The organism is Klebsiella sp. HMSC16A12 (assembly GCF_001808265.1).
Lineage (GTDB): Bacteria > Pseudomonadota > Gammaproteobacteria > Enterobacterales > Enterobacteriaceae > Klebsiella > Klebsiella pneumoniae.
The window spans coordinates 1-18,250 of record NZ_KV792582.1; the positions used below are offsets into that span (position 1 = coordinate 1).

Genomic DNA, 18,250 nt, shown 5'->3' on the forward strand with positions numbered 1-18,250 from the left:
GGGTGCAGTCCATGCGCTTGCGCGGGCCTACGGTGTGTGAGTCTGTGAGAGGATCCTGTAGGCCGGGTAAGGCGTAGCCGCCACCCGGCAAAATCAAGGGTACCGTGCCTGATATCTCGCCCGGCGGCGCTGCGCTTGCGCGGGCCTACGGAGTGTGAGCCTGTGAGAGGAGCCTGTAGGCCGGACAAGGCGCAAGCCGCCGCCCGGCAATACCACGGATACCGTACCTGATATCTCGCCCGGCGGCGCTGCGCTTGCGCGGGCCTACGGAGTGTGAGCCTGTGAGAGGATCCTGTAGGCCGGGTAAGGCGCAGCCGCCACCCGGCAATACCACGGGTACCGTACCTGATATCTCGCCCGGCGGCGCTACGCTTACCGGGCGTTCGGAGATGCAACCCCGTGATATAAAGAGGTTAGCGGCGGTTGCCCATAATACGCAGCAGCATCAGGAACAGGTTGATGAAGTCCAGATACAGCGTTAAGGCGCCAAGGATCGAGTATTTACGCAGCGTGGCGCTGTCGCGGGTATCAATCTGCTCGCCGATGTTTTTCAGCTTCTGGGTGTCATACGCCGTCAGACCGACAAACAGCACCACCCCAATATAGGTCACGGCCCACATCAGCGCCTCGCTCTTCAGCCACAGGTTGACCAGCGACGCCAGCACGATGCCAATCAGCCCCATAAACAGCATGCTGCCGAAGCCGCTCAGATCGCGCTTCGTGGTGTAACCATACAGGCTCATCGCCCCAAACATCCCGCCGGTGACCACAAAGGTGCTGGCGATCGATGAATAGGTATAGGCGATAAAAATGCTCGATAATGTCAGTCCGGTCAGCGCCGAATAGAGCATAAACAGCGTGGTGGCCATCCCGGCGCTCAGCCGCTGCACCATTCCCGACAGCACAAACACCAGCGCCAGCTGGGCAATAATCAGCCCGAAGAAAGTGATTTTGCTCGAAAAGACGAACATCATCACCGCCGGAGTATTCGCTGCAAACCACGCGATAAACGCCGTCAGCAGCAGGCCGACCGTCATCCAGCCGTACACCTGCGCCATGTAAGTCTGCAGGCCGGTACGGCCCTGCACTATTGAATCGGAACGCGGATATCTGTCCATGACTCTCTCCTGATTAACAAAGTATCACCCTGTAAGCGTATCACACTACCAGCGCTCTGCCGCCTGACGATCGCTGTCGCGGGCGTCGACCCAGCGTTCGCCATCCGGCGTCGCTTCACGCTTCCAGAACGGCGCGCGGGTTTTCAGGTAATCCATAATAAACTCGCCGGCGGCGAAGGCGCTGCCGCGGTGAGCGCTGGTGACGCCGACAAACACAATCTCTTCCCCCGGCCACATTTCGCCGATGCGATGGATAACCGTCACCCGGCCCAGCGGCCAGCGCTCGCGCGCCAGCTCGACAATTTCCGCCAGCGATTTTTCAGTCATCCCCGGATAGTGCTCGAGGGTCAGCGCCTTCACGCTGTCGCCGAGGTTGTGGTTACGCACTTTACCGGTGAAGGTGACCACCGCGCCGTCTTCATCGCGTTCCGCCAGCCAGGGATATTCCTCACTGACGCTAAAGCGCGCCGGGCTGACCACGATACGGGTTTGCGTCATGTCAGCCCCCCGTTACCGGTGGGAAGAACGCCACTTCGTCGCCGCTGGCCACTGGATGTTCGAAAGAGGTTAGCGTCTGGTTAACCGCCGCCAGCAGCTTGCCCTCCTCCAGGGCCAGCGCCCAGCGATCGCCGCGGGCGGCAAGCTGCTGACGAACCGCTTCGACAGTCGCCAGTTCGCTGGCATCAAGGGTCAGCGAATCGGTACCGACCAGCTCGCGCACCTGGGCAAAAAACAGAACCTTAATCATGGCATTCACCCACCTTAAAATCGCCGGACTTGCCGCCGCTTTTCGCCAGCAGGCGCACCGGGCCAATCACCATATCCTTCTGCACCGCTTTGCACATATCGTAAATGGTCAGCGCGGCAACCGAGGCGGCGGTCAATGCTTCCATCTCGACGCCGGTTTTCCCGGTGAGTCGGCAGAGCGATTCAATGCGCACCCGGTTATGTTCCGGCTGCGCCTGCAGATTGACTTCCACTTTGCTGAGCATCAGCGGATGACACAGCGGGATCAGCTCCCAGGTACGTTTTGCCGCCTGGATCCCGGCGATACGCGCGGTGGCGAACACATCGCCTTTGTGGTGGCTGCCGTCGATAATCATCGCCAGGGTCGTCGCCTGCATTTCAACGTAAGCCTCGGCGCGCGCTTCGCGCACCGTTTCCGCTTTGCCGGAGACATCGACCATATGGGCTTCACCCGCGGCGTTAATATGGGTCAGTTGTGACATAGATTATTTCTTCAGGTGTGGAATGAAGTTACAGGGACGGGTGCGGGCATCAAGCTGCGGGGCGATGATGTTGTCCCACGCCGTACGGCAGGCTTTGGTTGAGCCCGGCATGGCGAAAATCAGCGTGCGGTTGGCGACGCCGGCCACGGCCCGGGACTGCAGCGTCGAGGTGCCGATCTCTTCGAACGACAGCATGCGGAACACTTCGCCAAAGCCTTCGACCTCACGGTCAAACAACGGCAGCAGCGCTTCCGGCGCCTGATCGCCGTCGGTAAAACCGGTGCCGCCGGTGATCAGCACCACCTGCACGTTATCGCTGGCTATCCACGCCGATACCTGAGCGCGGATGGCGTAGCGATTCTCTTTGACGATCGCCTTCTCGACGACTTGGTGCCCCGCCTCCTGCGCCGCCTCGCGCAGCCAGTGACCGGAAGTGTCGTCCTCTTCGCCGCGACGACTAGAAACGGTAAGAATAGCAATACGGGTCGGGATAAACTCAGCGCTAGCCTGGCTCATCTGAATGCTCCTTTCGAAAACGATTAACCGCCAATATAGGACAGGTTCTGCGTAATACCGGTGTTGCCCTGATGCAGGAAATGGGTCTGCTTTTTATGGGTTAAGGCTTCGGCGATCCGCGCCTCAAGCGCGGCCTGCTGCTGGTCTTCGGCCATCAGGTCGCGCAGGTCGACGCCGCCTTCGCCAAACAGGCACAGGTGCAGTTTGCCAACGGACGAGACGCGCAGCCGATTGCAGGTGGCGCAGAAGTCTTTTTCATACGGCATGATGAGACCGATCTCGCCGGCGTAGTCCGGGTGACAAAAGACCTGCGCCGGGCCATCGCTGCGCTGGCGGATCTGATGGATCCAGCCGCGGCGCAGCAGTTCATCGCGCAGCACCATGCCGGAGAGATGGTGACGGCGGAACAGGTCGCTGCCTTCACCGGTTTCCATCAGCTCAATAAAGCGCAGCTGGATACGACGGGGTTGGATCCACGCGAGGAAGGTATCGAGCTGGTGATGGTTAACATCACGCATCAGCACGGTATTCACCTTCACCTTGTCAAAGCCGGCGGCGAAGGCGGCGTCAATGCCGTCCATCACCTGGTGGAACTTATCCTGGCCGGTGATGGCATGGAACTGGCGGGCGTCGAGGCTATCAACGCTGACGTTAATCGCCGTCAGGCCGGCATCGCGCCAGCGTTCGACATCGCGCGCCAGGCGGTAACCGTTGGTAGTGACCGCAATCTGACGGATCGCCGGGTTTTCACGCACGGCGGCAATGATCTCGGTGAAGTCGCGGCGCAGGGAGGGTTCCCCACCGGTGAGGCGAACTTTTTCGGTGCCCAGCGCGGAGAAAGCGCGCGTAACCCGGCGTACTTCGTCTACGCTGAGAAAGCCATTGTTATTGACGGCGCCGGGCTTGTAACCGTTCGGCAGGCAGTAGGTGCAACGGAAGTTGCACACATCGGTAATCGACAGACGCAGGTAATAAAACTTACGCGCGAATGCATCGGTAAGCTGTGAGGCCATATACACCTTTCCAAATACGGGAGACGCGGTCATTTCTTTCCACGCCCTGGCGACAACCGGCGGCGTCGCGGCCAAATCGCCATATCTTTTGACACAGGCGAAGAGGCTAGAGTGTTAACAGGTTATGTCGATAGTAGCGCGTTACAGGCAGTTTCGCCATTGGCGATTTCGCTATATAATTTTATACATATCGCTATCTTCGTGCATTTTCGCTACAGAATAGCCATAAATCATTTTTTTGCCTTGATGTCGGTCAGTTTGTCGGGCTCCTCCCATCGTCTTTTAGGGGTAGATCGGGTAGTGTGTGGCCGTTTATGTGAAATAAGGAATTTCTATGCGCAATCGTACATTCGCTGACCTCGATCGGGTGGTAGCGCTCGGCGGCGGGCATGGTTTGGGCCGGGTGATGTCCTCCCTCTCCTCGCTCGGTTCACGGCTGACCGGCATTGTCACCACCACCGATAACGGGGGTTCCACCGGGCGGATCCGTCGTTCGGAAGGTGGCATTGCCTGGGGCGATATGCGCAATTGCATCAATCAGTTAATTGCCGAGCCGAGCGTAGCGTCGGCGATGTTTGAGTATCGTTTTGGCGGTAACGGCGAGCTTTCCGGGCATAACCTCGGAAATTTGATGTTAAAGGCGCTGGATCACCTGAGCGTGCGGCCGTTAGAGGCGATCAATTTGATCAGAAACCTGCTGAAAGTGGACGCTTTCCTGATCCCGATGTCAGAACAACCGGTGGATTTGATGGCGCTCGATCATGAAGGCCATGAAGTTTATGGCGAAGTGAATATTGATCAGCTTGATAATGTGCCGCAGGAGCTGATGCTCACCCCGCCGGTACCGGCCACCCGCGAGGCGGTGGAGGCTATTGCCGAAGCCGATTTGATCCTCATTGGGCCGGGCAGTTTTTACACCAGCCTGCTGCCGATCCTGTTGCTCGACGAGATGGCCCAGGCGTTGCGCCGCACCCCGGCACCGATGGTTTTTATCGATAACCTCGGCAAAGAGCATAGCCCGGCCGCGAGGCTGTCGCTGGCGGAGCGCATCGCGATTATGGAGCGCTATGTAGGCAAGCGGGTGGTGGATGCGGTGATCGCCGGTCCAAAAGCCGATATCAGCGGCATCGACGACCGGTTGGTGATCCAGACGCCGCTGGAGGCCAGCGACGTTCCCTATCGTCATGACCGGGCGCTGCTCCGCGGGGCGCTGGAGAAAGCGATCCAGCTGCCGGGCTGATCCTGCGCGCCGGAGGCGGCCCTCTTCGGCGCACCTTAAAATCTTAAGGTTGTCTTAAAATAGGGCTGGCACTATACCCTCATCTTTTTCTGTGGGTGTGCATTATGTCGTTATTGCCTCTGCGTCGGCCGGTGGTCAGCCGCACGACTTATCTGATTCTCTTTGCTTGCTATATCGGTATCTGTCTCAACCTGGCTTTTTATCGCCAGGTTTTCCCGTTACTGCCGGTAAATAGCCTGCATAACTGGCTGGTATTCCTCAGTATGCCGATCGTGGCCATTAGCGTGATGAATATCCTCACCACTCTCGCCTCGTTCCTGAAGCTGGACCGGCTGGTGATTAGCCTGTTCATTCTGCTCAGCGCCTCGGCGCAATACTTCATCTGGAACTTTGGCGTGGTGATCGACCGCAGCATGATCACCAATATCCTCGACACCACTCCGGCGGAAAGCTTTGCTCTACTCTCCGGCGAAATGATTGCCGTCCTCGGCCTTTCCGGGGTTTTGGCGGTATTCGTCGCCTGGTGGGTGAAAATCCGTAAGCCCGCCACGCGATGGCGCGGCGCGGCGATGCGCCTGCTCAATATCGCCGTTTCGGCGATGCTGATTATTCTGGTGGCCGCGCTGTTCTACAAAGATTACGCCTCGGTGTTCCGTAACAACAAAGAGCTGGTGAAATCCCTGAGCCCTTCCAACAGCATTGTGGCCGTGAACTCCTGGTATGCTCATCATCGGATGGACAACCTGCCGCTGGTGAAGATTGGCGAAGATGCCACGCAGAAAGCGGTGATGCATAACGCTCCCCGTAAGAACCTGACGATCGTCGTGCTCGGCGAGACTTCGCGAGCGGATAACTTCTCACTGGGCGGCTATTCGCGCGACACCAACCCGCTGATGCGGCAGGACGGCGTGATCTATTTTCCGCATACCACTTCCTGCGGCACGGCAACCGCAGTTTCCGTGCCGTGCATGTTCTCCAATATGCCGCGCGCGCATTATGACGAAGAGCTGGCGCACCATCAGGAAGGCGTCCTGGATATTCTACAGCGCGCAGGGATCCGGGTGCTGTGGAACGATAATGACGGCGGCTGCAAAGGCGCCTGCGACCGGGTACCACACCAGAACGTCACCGACCTGAAGCTCACCGGGCAGTGCATCGATGGCGAGTGCTACGATGACGTCCTGTTCCATAATCTCGACAGCTATATCGATAACCTGCAACAGGATGGCATTATTGTGCTGCATACCATCGGCAGCCACGGTCCGACGTACTACAATCGCTATCCAGCGGCGTTTCGCAAATTCACGCCGACCTGCGACACCAATGAGATCCAGGGCTGTACCCGGGAGCAGTTGACCAATACCTATGACAACACCATCCTTTATGTCGACTATGTCGTTGATAAAGCGATAAAACTACTGCAATCTAAACAGGATAAATTTACCACTAGCCTGGTTTATTTGTCCGACCACGGCGAATCGCTGGGAGAAGATGGCGTCTATTTGCATGGTCTGCCGTATTCCATCGCGCCGGATACGCAGAAACATGTGCCGATGGCGCTGTGGCTCTCCGCCGACTACCAGCAGCGCTACGGTATTTCCGCGCACTGTCTGCAGCAGCGGGCGCAAAAAGAGAATTACTCGCAGGATAATCTGTTCTCCACCCTGCTCGGCCTGCTCGGCGTCAGCACCCGCGAGTACCAGGCGGCAGATGATATCTTAACGCCATGTAGAGAGGCTGGTTGATGAAAATCTTAGTCATTGAAGACGATGCGCTGCTGTTGCAGGGGTTAATTCTGGCGATGCAAAGTGAAGGATACGTGTGCGACGGCGTCTCCACCGCGCACGAAGCCGCGCTATCGCTGGCCAGCAATCATTACAGCCTGATCGTGCTGGATCTCGGCCTGCCGGATGAAGACGGGCTGCATTTTCTCTCCCGCATGCGGCGGGAGAAAATGACCCAGCCGGTGCTGATCCTCACCGCCCGCGATACGCTTGAGGATCGCATTAGCGGTCTCGATACCGGGGCGGATGACTACCTGGTAAAACCCTTTGCCCTGGAGGAACTCAATGCGCGCATTCGCGCCCTGCTCCGCCGGCATAACAACCAGGGCGATAATGAAATCAGCGTCGGCAATCTGCGCCTTAACGTCACTCGCCGCCTGGTGTGGCTGGGTGAAACGGCGCTGGATCTTACGCCGAAAGAGTATGCCCTGCTGTCGCGGCTGATGATGAAAGCCGGTAGCCCGGTGCATCGCGAGATCCTCTACAACGACATTTACAGCTGGGACAACGAGCCGGCGACCAATACCCTGGAAGTGCATATTCACAACCTACGCGAAAAGATTGGCAAATCGCGGATCCGCACCGTCCGGGGCTTTGGCTATATGCTGGCTAACAACATCGACACGGAATAGACCATGGCTCTGTTTGCAACTGAAACCTGGACCATGCGCCACCGGCTGCTGCTGACCATCGGCGCCATCCTGGTGGTCTGCCAGCTGATAAGCGTCTTCTGGCTATGGCATGAGAGCAAAGAGCAGATCCAGCTGCTGGTGGCCAGCGCCATCGAAGGGCACAACAACCAGAAACATGTGGAGCATGAGGTACGGGAAGCGGTTGCCAGCCTGCTGGTGCCGAGCCTGCTGATCGTTGGCCTGGCGCTGTATATCAGCATGCTGGCGGTGCGCAAGATCACCCGCCCGCTTTCACGTCTGCAAAGCGAACTGGAGAACCGCACGCCGGACAACCTCACCCCTATCGTACTCAGCGAATCGGTGCCCGAAGTCACGGCGGTGACCACCGCCCTGAATCAGTTGGTTTCCCGCCTCAATCTGACCCTCGACCGCGAGCGGCTGTTTACCGCCGACGTGGCGCATGAGCTACGCACCCCGCTGGCCGGGCTGCGGCTGCACCTTGAGCTGCTGGCGAAAGTGCATGGCATGGGCGTCGACCCGCTGATCCAGCGTCTCGATCAGATGACCACCAGCATTTCCCAGCTGCTGCAGCTGGCGCGCGTCGGCCAGTCCTTCTCCGCCGGCAGCTACCAGCAGGTGCTGTTGCTGGATGACGTGGTAAAACCCCTGCAGGACGAACTGGAGGCTATGCTGGCGCAGCGTCAGCAGCGGCTGCTGCTGACGGATATCGAAAACGAGACCGTCGTCTCTGGCGATGCGACGTTAATCCGCGTGATCCTGCGCAATCTGGTGGAGAATGCTCACCGCTACAGCCCTGAAGGGTCGACGATCCGCGTGTCGGTGAAAGCAGGCCTGATGCCGGTGATGGCGGTGGAAGATGAAGGGCCGGGGATCGATGAGGCGAAAAGCGGCGAACTCAGTAAAGCCTTCGTGCGCATGGACAGTCGCTACGGCGGCATTGGCCTCGGACTGAGCATCGTCACGCGCATCGCTCAGCTGCATGACGCCCAGTTTTTTTTGCATAACCGACAGCCAGGGCCAGGGGTCCGCGCGTGGGTGCTATTCCCGCAGCGCGGGGGTCAGAACGTCAGCACCCATTGATGGAAGAAGGCAACAATAATGACCAGGGCGGTGGCGACCGCCAGATATTCACGGAAGTTAATTTTTTGCATGGGCGCTATCCTCATCAGGTTGAAGATAGTGTCGCCTGGCGAGATTAAGCAAACATTAAGAAGGCCGCAACGCGGCCTTTTTTCTTCTCAAATGTTTGTTATCTGGCAAGCAGGACGATAAGAGAAGCGCGCCTTCACTATACCCCGCACGTCCACTCCGCCAGTCTGCGCCCAGAATCAGGAGGCGGCGATAAACAGCTCGCGCAGCTGATGCAGCTGGTCGCGTATTTGCGCCGCCTCCTCAAACTCGAGGTTCTGCGCGTGCTGCATCATCTGCCCTTCCAGCTCGTGGATTTTCTGCTGCAGCGCTTTTGGCGTCATATCCACAGCGCTAAGCCCGGCAGGCTCAACGGCCTTCGCTTTACCGCGCCCTTTGGCTTTGGTTTTCGCCAGGCCCTGGCCCAGCTGCAGGATATCCACCACTTTCTTATTGAGCCCCTGCGGCACAATGCCGTGCTCTTCGTTGTAGCGCTGCTGTTTCTCCCGTCGACGCTCGGTCTCGCCAATGGCTTTGGCCATGGAGGGGGTGATCTTATCGCCGTAGAGGATGGCCTTGCCGTTGACGTTGCGCGCCGCGCGGCCGATGGTCTGGATCAGCGAGCGTTCAGAACGCAGGAAGCCCTCTTTATCCGCATCCAGGATCGCCACCAACGACACCTCAGGCATATCCAGCCCCTCACGCAGCAGGTTGATCCCCACCAGCACGTCAAACTCGCCAAGACGCAGGTCGCGGATGATTTCCATGCGCTCGACGGTGTCGATATCCGAGTGCAGATAGCGCACGCGCTCGCCGTGCTCCTCAAGGTACTCGGTTAAGTCCTCCGCCATCCGCTTGGTGAGAGTGGTGACCAGCACGCGCTCGTTGATGGCCGTGCGCAGGCGGATCTCTGACAGCAGATCGTCGACCTGGGTCGCCACCGGGCGCACTTCGATGATTGGGTCAAGCAGACCGGTCGGCCGCACCACCTGATCCACTACCTCGCCGCCGGATTTATCCAGCTCATAGGCGCCCGGGGTCGCCGACACATAGATGGTTTGCGGCGCCAGCGCTTCGAATTCTTCAAACTTCATCGGCCGGTTATCCAGCGCCGACGGCAGGCGGAAACCGTATTCCACCAGCGTCTCTTTGCGCGCCCGGTCGCCCCGGTACATACCGCCGATCTGCGGCACCGTGACGTGGGATTCGTCAATCACCAGCAGGCCATCCGCCGGCAGATAGTCGAACAGGGTCGGCGGCGGCTCGCCGGGCCCGCGCCCGGAGAGAAAGCGCGAGTAGTTTTCAATGCCCGAGCAGTAACCCAGCTCGTTCATCATTTCGAGGTCAAACTGGGTACGCTGGGTTAAGCGCTGCTCTTCCAGCAGCTTGTTGTTGGCCAGCAGCACCTTGCGCCGCTCCGCCAGCTCAAGCTTGATCTCTTCCATCGCCTGGACGATGCGCTCCCGCGGCGTCACGTAGTGGGTCTTGGGATAAATGGTATAGCGCGGCACCGTCCCTTCGACGTGGCCGGTGAGCGGGTCGAACAGCGACAGACGCTCGACCTCTTCGTCAAACAGCTCAATGCGCAGAGCGATATCGTCGGATTCCGCCGGGAAGACGTCGATCACCTCGCCGCGCACGCGAAAAGTGCCGCGCTGGAAGGCCTGATCGTTGCGGGTATACTGCAGTTCGGCCAGACGACGCAGGATCGCTCGCTGGTCAATCAGCATACCGACCGTCAGATGCAACATCATTTTCAGATACAGGTCCGGGTCGCCGAGGCCGTAGATCGCCGAGACTGACGCCACCACCACTACGTCGCGCCGCTCGAGCAGCGCTTTGGTGGCCGACAGACGCATCTGCTCAATATGTTCGTTAACCGAGGCGTCCTTCTCAATGAAGGTATCTGAGCTGGGAACGTAGGCTTCCGGCTGATAGTAATCGTAGTAGGAGACGAAATACTCGACGGCATTCTCCGGGAAAAACTCTTTCATCTCGCCGTAGAGCTGAGCCGCCAGGGTTTTGTTTGGCGCCAGCACCATCGTCGGCCGCTGCAGGTCGGCAATCACGTTGGCGATGGTAAAGGTTTTACCGGAGCCGGTAACCCCCAGTAGCGTCTGATGCGCAAGCCCATCCTCCAGCCCCTCTTCCAGGCGGCGGATGGCTTCCGGTTGGTCTCCGGAGGGGCGAAAGGCGGAATGCAGTACAAACGATTTACTCATCAATCAGAACCTGAAAAAAGAATTAGCGGCCGGTGTTTAATTCTACCCCCCGGGCCGTTTTTTGCCAATAAAATATACTGGATATTTAAACAGTGCGTACTTATGATAACGCCACAAAAGGGTCTTATTGGCCGGCAAGCTGGGTGCAAAACGTGCGTCAGACGGAATAATCCTCCGGCCGCCAGGGTTATCCCCAGAAAATTTTACCTTTTAACATTTGTCAAGCGGACGGATGAAACTTTTATGGCAGCAGATGACGCTTTTCTTACACCCATTGATTTTATCTAACAAGCTGATATTTAAGATCTTTAAAGAAAAGACGCCTTTCGCGCCAATTCAGCCGCAAGCCGCGTACGCTCTAGCTTACCGCAGGTTTTCTAACTCTAATACACAAGGTTATCCACAGGAATAGTGGATAACTGTCCGCAGCCCAAGACCACCGCCGCCCGGCGCCTGTCGCCTTTTGCGGTCAACCGCGTGGCGAAAAATTTTTATCGAACTATTTTTGATAACTATCCGCTTAAAGCCGCTCGATTTTTGCTGCTTTTTGCACCACCCTTTAGCGTCGGGCACCGGAAAAGTGCAGCCCCGGCGCTGACGAGGCCCGATGGTATCGGCGTTTAGCGCTTTTTTCCGAGCGTTCTTTTTCCTGGCAAGAGTTTTGCAGCATCTTTCTGTCGCCCTGACGCCAGGATAAGGAGAAAACGTCCATGTTGAATTTACAGGCAGTAAATCACTTTTACGGCAACCAGCATTCGCTGTGGAATGTCGATCTAGTACTACGCCCGGGAGAGTGCATTGGCGTACTGGGACGCGAGGGCATGGGAAAAACCACCCTGGTTAACTGCATTGCTGGCCACCTGCCGGTGGCTAGCGGCCGGATGACCTGGCATGACATTGGCGCCCCGCCGCAGGATCTCACCCCCCTGTCCGCTCAATCGCGCAGCGCCATTGGTATCGGCTACGTGCCACAAGATAAACGCATTTTTTCCCAACTCAGCGTGGAAGAGAACCTGCACATCGCCCTGGCGGCCGGGAAACCCGGGGCTAACGCCAGCGGCGGCGAGATTTATGAGCATTTTCCCGAGCTCTATGCCCTACGGCAGCGCAAAGGCGCCTCGCTGAGCGACGACGATCAGTACCAGCTGGCGCTGGCCAGGGCGCTGATCGTCCAGCCGCGGCTGCTGATCCTTGATGAACCCTCGCGCGGCAGAGGGCCGCGCTGCCTGCAAAAGCTGGCGGATCTGCTGCTGCGGTTAAATCGCGATATCGGCCTGACGGTGCTGCTCGCCGAGCAGCACCTGCCCTTTATCCGCCGGGTGGCGGATCGCTTCTGTGTCTTGCACCGGGGCCGTAACGTCGCCGAAGGCGATATTATGGCGCTGGATGAGCCGCTGCTGGCGCAGTGGATAACGCCGGATCCAGCGCCCTGAGGTCCAGATACTGGCCGAGATCGTCGCGCTGCGCGATATCGGCAAGCCACGGTATTTCGCCGAGGAACGGCGCGGCCAGTCGGTTTTTCAGCGTCGCCAGATATTCGGCGTGGCGCTTGCCCGGCGGCTGTACGTCATTGGCGATCCACCCCGCCAGCGGTAGTCCCGCCTGGCGTACCGCCTGAGCGGTAAGCATTGCGTGGTTGATACAGCCGAGCTTAACGCCCACCACCAGAATGACCGGCAGCTGTTCCGCCTGCGCCCAGTCGGCGAAGGTCAGGGAATCCGAGAGCGGCGTAAACCAGCCGCCGGCGCCTTCCACCAACACCCAGTCGGCGAGACCTTCCAGCTCACGCAGCCCGCTGGAGAGCCTGGCCGCGGCGATCGGCCGCCCTTCGTCGGCGCTGATGATGTGCGGGGAGGTCGGCTCGGCGAAGGTATAGGGGTTCACCTGGTCGTAACGCAACGCGACCCGACTATGACGCTGCAGCGCCAGCGCATCTTCATTACGCAGCCCATCGCCGGTAAGCTCGCTACCGGAGGCCACCGGCTTATAGCCGGCAGTGTGAAAACCCAGCAGATTCGCCGCCTGCAGCAGGGCGCTGCTGGCGATGGTTTTACCGACTTCAGTATCGGTCCCGGTGACAAAAAAACGTTTAGTCACGCTCAATGACTCCTGTAAAAAGAGAATACGTCAGCGGGCAGATGCCCTGCCGCTGCGGCCAGGCCAGCTGCAGCTCGCGCAGTTTGCCGCGGCCAAGCGGGGCGGCGGTCCGCCCCTGGTGCAAATGGGTGGCGCCGATGCCCTTCAGCGAGCGCATAGCGCTCAGCGCATCGGCGAACGGCAGGCTAATCTGATGAACCTCGCCGGTCGCGCGCAGGCCGCTAAGCGCCGCGCGCACCGCCGCTTCGCTAAGGAAACGGTTGGCATGCGGCCGGTCGTCGATGGCCTGCCACGCCTGATTGAGCTCCGGCAGCGAGTCGGCGAGCAGCGTGCTAAACGCCACTCTGCCGCCGGGACGCGCCACCCGGTACAGCTCGCCAATTGCCGCCCGTAGATCGTCGCACCACTGCACCGCCAGATTGCTCCACGCCAGATCGACGCAGGCGTCCGGCAGCGGCAGCGCCTCAATATCCCCCAACAGATAATGCTGCGCGGCGTCGTTACGCTGCGCCTGGGCGAGCATCCCGGCGGAGAGATCCAGCGCGGTCACCACGCTGCCCGCCTCACGCCAATAGCGACTCATACTGCCGGGGCCGCAGCCGGCATCCAGCACCTGCGCAAAATCGCGGCGCGCCAGCTGGCGCAGCAGTAGATCGGCGCAGCGCCGCTGCAGTTCATCATGTTGCGTATAGCCGCTGGCCGCCCGGCCAAACGCCGCGGCCACCGCCTGCTTATTCACTGTGGCCATGCAGCACCTCCAGTAAACGATTAATGTCTTCAGCATGATGGGCGGCTGTCAGGGTCAGGCGCAAACGCGCACTGCCGACCGGCACCGTCGGTGGACGGATAGCCGTTGCCCAGCAGCCCGCGTCGCGTAGACGGCAGGCCAGGTTCAGCGCCCGGGCGTTGTCGCCGACGATCAGCGGCTGGATCGCGCTGACGGAGTCGGTCAACCCCAGCGACACCTCGCCCATCCCCTCACGGAACTGACGGATGCGGGCGGCCAGGATGTCGCGACGCTGCTGCCCTTCATCGCTACGAATGATCCCCAGGGCAGCGCTCAACGCCACCGCCTGGGCGGGCGGCATCGCGGTGCTGTAGATCAGATGACGGGCAAACTGCAGCAGATAATCGGCCATTGCTTCGTCGCACAGCACCGCCGCGCCGCTGACGCCGAAGGCCTTGCCGAAGGTAACCACCAGCAGCTCAGGGCGCACCGCCTGCGCGGCGCAGCTCCCGCGTCCTTCGTCGCCGACCACGCCAACACCGTGGGCGTCATCCACCAGCAACACTGCCCCTGCGGCCTGCGTCGCGGCGTGAATGGCCGCCAGCGGCGCACTGTCGCCGTCCATGCTGAAAATGCCTTCAGTGACCGCCAACTGTTCGCCCGCCAGCGGCTTAGCCAGCAGTTGCGCGAGCTGATGCGGATCGTTGTGGGTAAAGCGCCGCAGCTGCGCCGGGCTGAGGCTCGCGGCCTCCAGCAGAGAGGCGTGGCTCAGACGGTCGGCGACAATCCGATCGTCTTTCTCCACCAGGGCGGCGATCAGCGCCTGATTCGCGGCAAAGCCGGAGATAAACAGCAATGCGCGCGGATAGCCCAGCCAGTCGGCGAGCGCCTCTTCCAGCGCGCGGTGGGCTTCGCTATAGCCGCTCACGTGGCCCGAGCCGCCGGCGCCGACGCCATAGCGCGTGGCCCCCTGTTGCCAGGCGGCGATAATCGCCGGATGCTGACTCAGGCCCAGATAGTCATTGCTGGAGAAGTTAAGCCAGCGCTCCCCTTCCCGCTCCAGCCAGCGCCCGGCGCCGTGCGTCACCGGCAGGCGGCGGCGAAAAGCTTCCGCCGCCCGCCGCTCGTCCAGCGCCCGATCGATTCGCTGCTGCCAGCTCATAGCGCCGCCGCGTTGTAATATTCCTCAGTGTCCGGGGTAAGTAAGGCCTGCTCCAGACGCTGCTGCTGCTCATTGTCGCCTTCCAGCACCGCCGTCTGCTGCGGGTTGATCCCCAGCTTGCGGAACAGCTGCAGGTCTTTGTCCTCTTCCGGGTTCGGCGTGGTCAGCAGCTTGCAGCCGTAGAAAATCGAGTTCGCCCCGGCCATAAAGCACATCGCCTGGGTCTGCTCGTTCATCTGCTCGCGGCCGGCGGAGAGACGCACGTAGGAGGTGGGCATCATGATGCGCGCGATGGCGATAGTGCGGATGAAATCGAAAGCGTCGACGTCGTCGTTATCCGCCAGCGGCGTGCCCTTGACCTTCACCAACATGTTGATCGGTACGCTCTCCGGCGGCGTCGGCAGATTAGCCAGTTGCAGCAGCAGTCCGGCGCGATCTTTTACGCTCTCTCCCAGCCCGACGATACCGCCGGAGCAGACTTTGATCCCAGCATCACGCACTTTGTCCAGCGTATCCAGGCGCTCCTGGTAGGTGCGGGTGGTGATGATGTTGCCGTAAAATTCCGGCGAGGTATCAAGGTTGTGGTTGTAGTAATCGAGGCCCGCTTCGGCCAGGCGCTGCGCCTGACTGTCGGTCAGGGTGCCGAGCGTCATACAGGACTCCAGCCCCAGCGCCTTCACCCCTTTCACCATCTGCTCCAGATAAGGCATATCGCGGTCATTGGGGTTTTTCCACGCCGCGCCCATGCAGAAGCGGGTGGAGCCGGCGTTTTTCGCCTGGCGCGCTGATTCCAGCACCTGCTCAACCTCCATCAGGCGCTCGGCTTCGAGGCCGGTTTTGTAGCGTGCGCTCTGCGGGCAATATTTACAATCTTCCGGGCAGGCGCCGGTTTTGATCGACAGCAGGGTGCTGACCTGCACCTGGCGCGGATCAAAGTGTTGACGATGGATTTGCTGTGCTTCGAATAGCAGATCGATCAGCGGTTTATTAAATAATTCCGTTACTTGCGACATTGTCCAGCGAGGTTGGTGAGCCATTTTCCTCTCCAAAAGGTCGTACACTTCCTATTTCACACAGCCTCTTTGTTGGCGGCACTCGCGCCTCCCAGTTACATAGTGAACTATGCTCCTGGGGATGTTCTCGCTTGCCGCCTCGATGCTGCGCGAAATATTTTGTGTACGTTTCATTGTAAGTAAGTTCAGTGTAGACTTGTAAACCTAAATGTTTTCAAAATGGTTTACAAGTCACTTATGACACTGGACGATCTCGCTTTCGATCGGCGCCACATCTGGCACCCCTACACCTCTATGACTTCCCCCCTGCCGGTCTACCCGGTGGTGTCCGCCCACGGTTGCGAGCTGTCCCTCGCCGGCGGCGAACAGTTGGTTGACGGTATGTCTTCCTGGTGGGCGGCGATCCATGGCTACAATCACCCACGCCTCAATGCGGCGCTGAAGGGGCAAATTGACCAAATGTCGCACGTGATGTTCGGCGGGATCACCCATCCGCCAGCAGTTGCGCTATGCCGTCAGCTGGTGGCGATGACCCCGGCCTCGCTGGAGTGCGTTTTCCTCGCCGACTCCGGTTCAGTGGCGGTAGAGGTGGCGATGAAAATGGCGCTGCAGTACTGGCAGGCTAAAGGCGAACCACGTCGTCGTTTTCTGACCTTCCGCAACGGCTATCACGGGGATACCTTCGGAGCGATGTCGGTCTGCGATCCGCAGAACTCGATGCACAGCCTGTGGCAGGGCTACCTGCCGGATAACCTGTTCGCCCCCGCGCCGCAAAGCCGCTTTGACGGCGAGTGGGACGAGATGGATATGGTACCGTTTGCCCGCCTGATGGCCGCGCATCGTCACGAAATCGCCGCGGTGATCCTCGAACCTATCGTCCAGGGGGCGGGCGGCATGCGGATGTACCATCCGGAGTGGCTGAAGCGGGTGCGTAAAATGTGCGACCGGGAAGGGATACTGCTGATCGCCGATGAGATTGCCACCGGCTTTGGCCGCACCGGCAAGCTGTTCGCTTGTGAACACGCCGGGATTACCGCCGACATTCTGTGTCTGGGCAAAGCGCTGACCGGCGGCACCATGACCCTTTCCGCCGCCATCACTACCCGAACGGTTGCTGAAACCATTAGCAATGGCGAAGCCGGTTGCTTTATGCACGGCCCCACCTTTATGGGCAATCCGCTGGCCTGCGCGGTGGCCGGCGAAAGCCTGCGCCTGCTGGAGAGCGGCGAATGGCAGCCGCAGGTGGCGGCGATTGAAGCCCAGCTGCAGGCCGAGCTGGCCCCGGCGCGGGGATCTGCGCTGGTCGCGGACTTCCGCGTGCTGGGCGCTATTGGCGTGGTTGAAACCCGTCGCCCGGTCAACATGGCCACCCTGCAGCGCTTTTTCGTCGAGCAGGGAGTCTGGATCCGTCCGTTTGGCCGGCTGATTTATCTGATGCCGCCGTACATCATCACGCCCGAGCAGCTGACCCGCCTGACCCGTGCGGTCAACCAGGCAGTGCAGGACGAAACATTTTTTAGCGAATAAATAGCGGAATTGCGTCGTCGGGAAGGCTACACTTCTTTGTTAATCAGCGCATTATCAATGAGGATGAAGCATGAAACTGATCAGTCACGATCTCCAGGACGGCGGTAAGCTGCCTAATCGTCACGTCTTCAACGGCATGGGCTACGATGGCGACAATATTTCGCCGCATCTGATGTGGGATGATGTGCCCGCGGGAACCAAAAGCTTTGTGGTGACCTGCTACGATCCGGATGCGCCGACCGGCTCCGGCTGGTGGCACTGGGTGGTCGCTAACCTGCCGGCCGATACCCGCGTCCTGCCGCAAGGGGCCGGTTCCGGTCAGGCGGAGCTGCCGGAAGAGGCCGTTCAGACCCGCACCGATTTTGGTAAGGCAGGCTACGGCGGCGCGGCGCCGCCGAAGGGCGAAACCCACCGCTATATCTTCACCGTCCACGCCCTGGACGTCGAGAAAATTGAGGTGGATGCTGAGGCCAGCGGCGCGATGGTCGGCTTTAACGTCCATTTCCATTCCCTCGCCAGCGCCTCCATCACCGCCCTGTTCAGTTAATCTTCCCCGGATAGCGGCTTGCGCCTTATCCGGGGTACCCGCGACGCCATTTGTTTTTCGGGTGGCGCTGCGCTTACCCGACCTACACTACCCCCAGGCCCATGCTAGCGCAGCGCCGCCGGGCGATTGCCGCGGGCACGGAGCCGCTTTTATGCCGGGCGGCGGCTAACGCCTTGCCCGGCCTACGGTGCGTGCGACCTGCCGTGAAGTTACCCACCAGTCCTGCTGAAACTGCCGGTGTTGCGGCCTCAACATCGCTGAGACGTTCCCGGAA

At 59.9% G+C, this 18,250-nt stretch carries 20 protein-coding genes and 1 riboswitch; of the genes, 8 read left to right on the forward strand and 12 right to left on the reverse strand.

The annotated features are described in order from the left end of the window. Positions 1-413: 413 nt before the first annotated feature. The 6 genes from HMPREF3140_RS09420 to moaA form a co-directional block, all read right to left on the reverse strand. Entirely contained in the window at positions 414-1,118 is a 705-nt protein-coding gene (locus tag HMPREF3140_RS09420; RefSeq protein ID WP_004142079.1) for a Bax inhibitor-1/YccA family protein, read from the reverse strand. Between the two features lie 45 nt (positions 1,119-1,163). Further along, positions 1,164-1,616 (reverse strand): molybdopterin synthase catalytic subunit MoaE, encoded by a 453-nt coding sequence (gene moaE, locus HMPREF3140_RS09425; protein ID WP_002895674.1) that lies wholly within the window; start codon positions 1,614-1,616, stop codon positions 1,164-1,166. Between the two features lies 1 nt (position 1,617). Continuing rightward, positions 1,618-1,866, reverse strand: coding sequence for a molybdopterin synthase sulfur carrier subunit (moaD, locus tag HMPREF3140_RS09430; RefSeq protein ID WP_002895672.1), 249 nt, complete (start codon positions 1,864-1,866; stop codon positions 1,618-1,620). Continuing rightward, entirely contained in the window at positions 1,859-2,347 is a 489-nt protein-coding gene (gene moaC / locus HMPREF3140_RS09435; protein ID WP_002895670.1) for a cyclic pyranopterin monophosphate synthase MoaC, read from the reverse strand. Before moaC ends, moaD begins: the two co-directional genes overlap by 8 nt. 3 nt (positions 2,348-2,350) lie before the next feature. After that, positions 2,351-2,863 carry a molybdenum cofactor biosynthesis protein B gene (gene moaB, locus HMPREF3140_RS09440; RefSeq protein WP_002895668.1) on the reverse strand — a complete coding sequence of 171 codons (513 nt, stop codon included), beginning with the start codon at positions 2,861-2,863 and terminating at the stop codon, positions 2,351-2,353. Between the two features lie 23 nt (positions 2,864-2,886). Continuing rightward, positions 2,887-3,876, reverse strand: a complete 990-nt coding sequence (moaA, locus tag HMPREF3140_RS09445; protein ID WP_002895665.1) for a GTP 3',8-cyclase MoaA — start codon at positions 3,874-3,876, stop codon at positions 2,887-2,889. After that, a riboswitch (molybdenum cofactor riboswitch) is annotated at positions 3,864-4,002 on the reverse strand. (Overlaps the previous gene by 13 nt.) Before the next feature lie 208 nt (positions 4,003-4,210). Between moaA and yvcK the strand changes: the two genes are divergently transcribed. The 4 genes from yvcK to pmrB all read left to right on the forward strand — a co-directional run bounded on the left by yvcK (position 4,211) and on the right by pmrB (position 8,633). Continuing rightward, positions 4,211-5,116 (forward strand): uridine diphosphate-N-acetylglucosamine-binding protein YvcK, encoded by a 906-nt coding sequence (gene yvcK / locus HMPREF3140_RS09450; RefSeq protein WP_004142092.1) that lies wholly within the window; start codon positions 4,211-4,213, stop codon positions 5,114-5,116. Between the two features lie 104 nt (positions 5,117-5,220). Then, positions 5,221-6,861: a phosphoethanolamine transferase EptA gene (eptA, locus tag HMPREF3140_RS09455; RefSeq protein WP_032411085.1), complete on the forward strand. Its 1,641-nt coding sequence runs from the start codon at positions 5,221-5,223 to the stop codon at positions 6,859-6,861. Further along, positions 6,861-7,532, forward strand: coding sequence for a two-component system response regulator PmrA (gene pmrA / locus HMPREF3140_RS09460; RefSeq protein WP_002895659.1), 672 nt, complete (start codon positions 6,861-6,863; stop codon positions 7,530-7,532). The genes eptA and pmrA overlap by 1 nt, the downstream gene beginning before the upstream one ends. Positions 7,533-7,535: 3 nt before the next feature. Continuing rightward, positions 7,536-8,633 (forward strand): two-component system sensor histidine kinase PmrB, encoded by a 1,098-nt coding sequence (pmrB, locus tag HMPREF3140_RS09465; protein ID WP_004179093.1) that lies wholly within the window; start codon positions 7,536-7,538, stop codon positions 8,631-8,633. 248 nt (positions 8,634-8,881) lie between these two features. Here the strand turns inward: pmrB and uvrB are convergent, their stop codons facing one another. Then, entirely contained in the window at positions 8,882-10,903 is a 2,022-nt protein-coding gene (gene uvrB / locus HMPREF3140_RS09470) for an excinuclease ABC subunit UvrB (protein ID WP_002895655.1), read from the reverse strand. Positions 10,904-11,314: 411 nt separating this feature from the next. On the opposite strand from uvrB, the gene HMPREF3140_RS09480 reads away from it, so the two are divergent. Together HMPREF3140_RS09480 and HMPREF3140_RS09485 are read left to right on the forward strand one after the other, a co-directional pair. Further along, entirely contained in the window at positions 11,315-11,527 is a 213-nt protein-coding gene (locus HMPREF3140_RS09480) for a hypothetical protein (RefSeq protein ID WP_002895652.1), read from the forward strand. 86 nt (positions 11,528-11,613) lie between these two features. Next, positions 11,614-12,336, forward strand: a complete 723-nt coding sequence (locus HMPREF3140_RS09485; protein WP_004152853.1) for an ABC transporter ATP-binding protein — start codon at positions 11,614-11,616, stop codon at positions 12,334-12,336. Here the strand turns inward: HMPREF3140_RS09485 and bioD are convergent. From bioD to bioB, 4 genes are read right to left on the reverse strand one after another with little or no spacing between them, the layout of a single operon-like run. Then, positions 12,278-13,000 (reverse strand): dethiobiotin synthase, encoded by a 723-nt coding sequence (bioD, locus tag HMPREF3140_RS09490; protein ID WP_002895648.1) that lies wholly within the window; start codon positions 12,998-13,000, stop codon positions 12,278-12,280. The two genes, HMPREF3140_RS09485 and bioD, sit on opposite strands and share 59 nt — an antisense overlap. Next, positions 12,993-13,748, reverse strand: a complete 756-nt coding sequence (gene bioC / locus HMPREF3140_RS09495; protein WP_004142100.1) for a malonyl-ACP O-methyltransferase BioC — start codon at positions 13,746-13,748, stop codon at positions 12,993-12,995. The genes bioD and bioC overlap by 8 nt, the downstream gene beginning before the upstream one ends. After that, a complete protein-coding gene (bioF, locus tag HMPREF3140_RS09500) occupies positions 13,732-14,889 on the reverse strand; it encodes an 8-amino-7-oxononanoate synthase (RefSeq protein WP_023302549.1) in 1,158 nt (385 codons plus the stop codon). The genes bioC and bioF overlap by 17 nt, the downstream gene beginning before the upstream one ends. Next, on the reverse strand, positions 14,886-15,926 hold the full coding sequence (gene bioB / locus HMPREF3140_RS09505) for a biotin synthase BioB (RefSeq protein ID WP_002895580.1): 1,041 nt from the start codon (positions 15,924-15,926) through the stop codon (positions 14,886-14,888). Before bioB ends, bioF begins: the two co-directional genes overlap by 4 nt. Positions 15,927-16,139: 213 nt before the next feature. Here bioB and bioA point away from each other — a divergent pair, with 213 nt between their 5' ends. Together bioA and HMPREF3140_RS09515 are read left to right on the forward strand one after the other, a co-directional pair. Continuing rightward, on the forward strand, positions 16,140-17,429 hold the full coding sequence (bioA, locus tag HMPREF3140_RS09510) for an adenosylmethionine--8-amino-7-oxononanoate transaminase (protein ID WP_070552949.1): 1,290 nt from the start codon (positions 16,140-16,142) through the stop codon (positions 17,427-17,429). A gap of 70 nt (positions 17,430-17,499) precedes the next feature. Beyond that, positions 17,500-17,976 carry a kinase inhibitor gene (locus tag HMPREF3140_RS09515; protein WP_002895575.1) on the forward strand — a complete coding sequence of 159 codons (477 nt, stop codon included), beginning with the start codon at positions 17,500-17,502 and terminating at the stop codon, positions 17,974-17,976. 82 nt (positions 17,977-18,058) lie between these two features. Here HMPREF3140_RS09515 and HMPREF3140_RS29115 read toward each other — a convergent pair. Continuing rightward, positions 18,059-18,250 (reverse strand): hypothetical protein (locus tag HMPREF3140_RS29115; protein WP_217628963.1); only part of this gene is annotated, 192 nt, incomplete at its 5' end.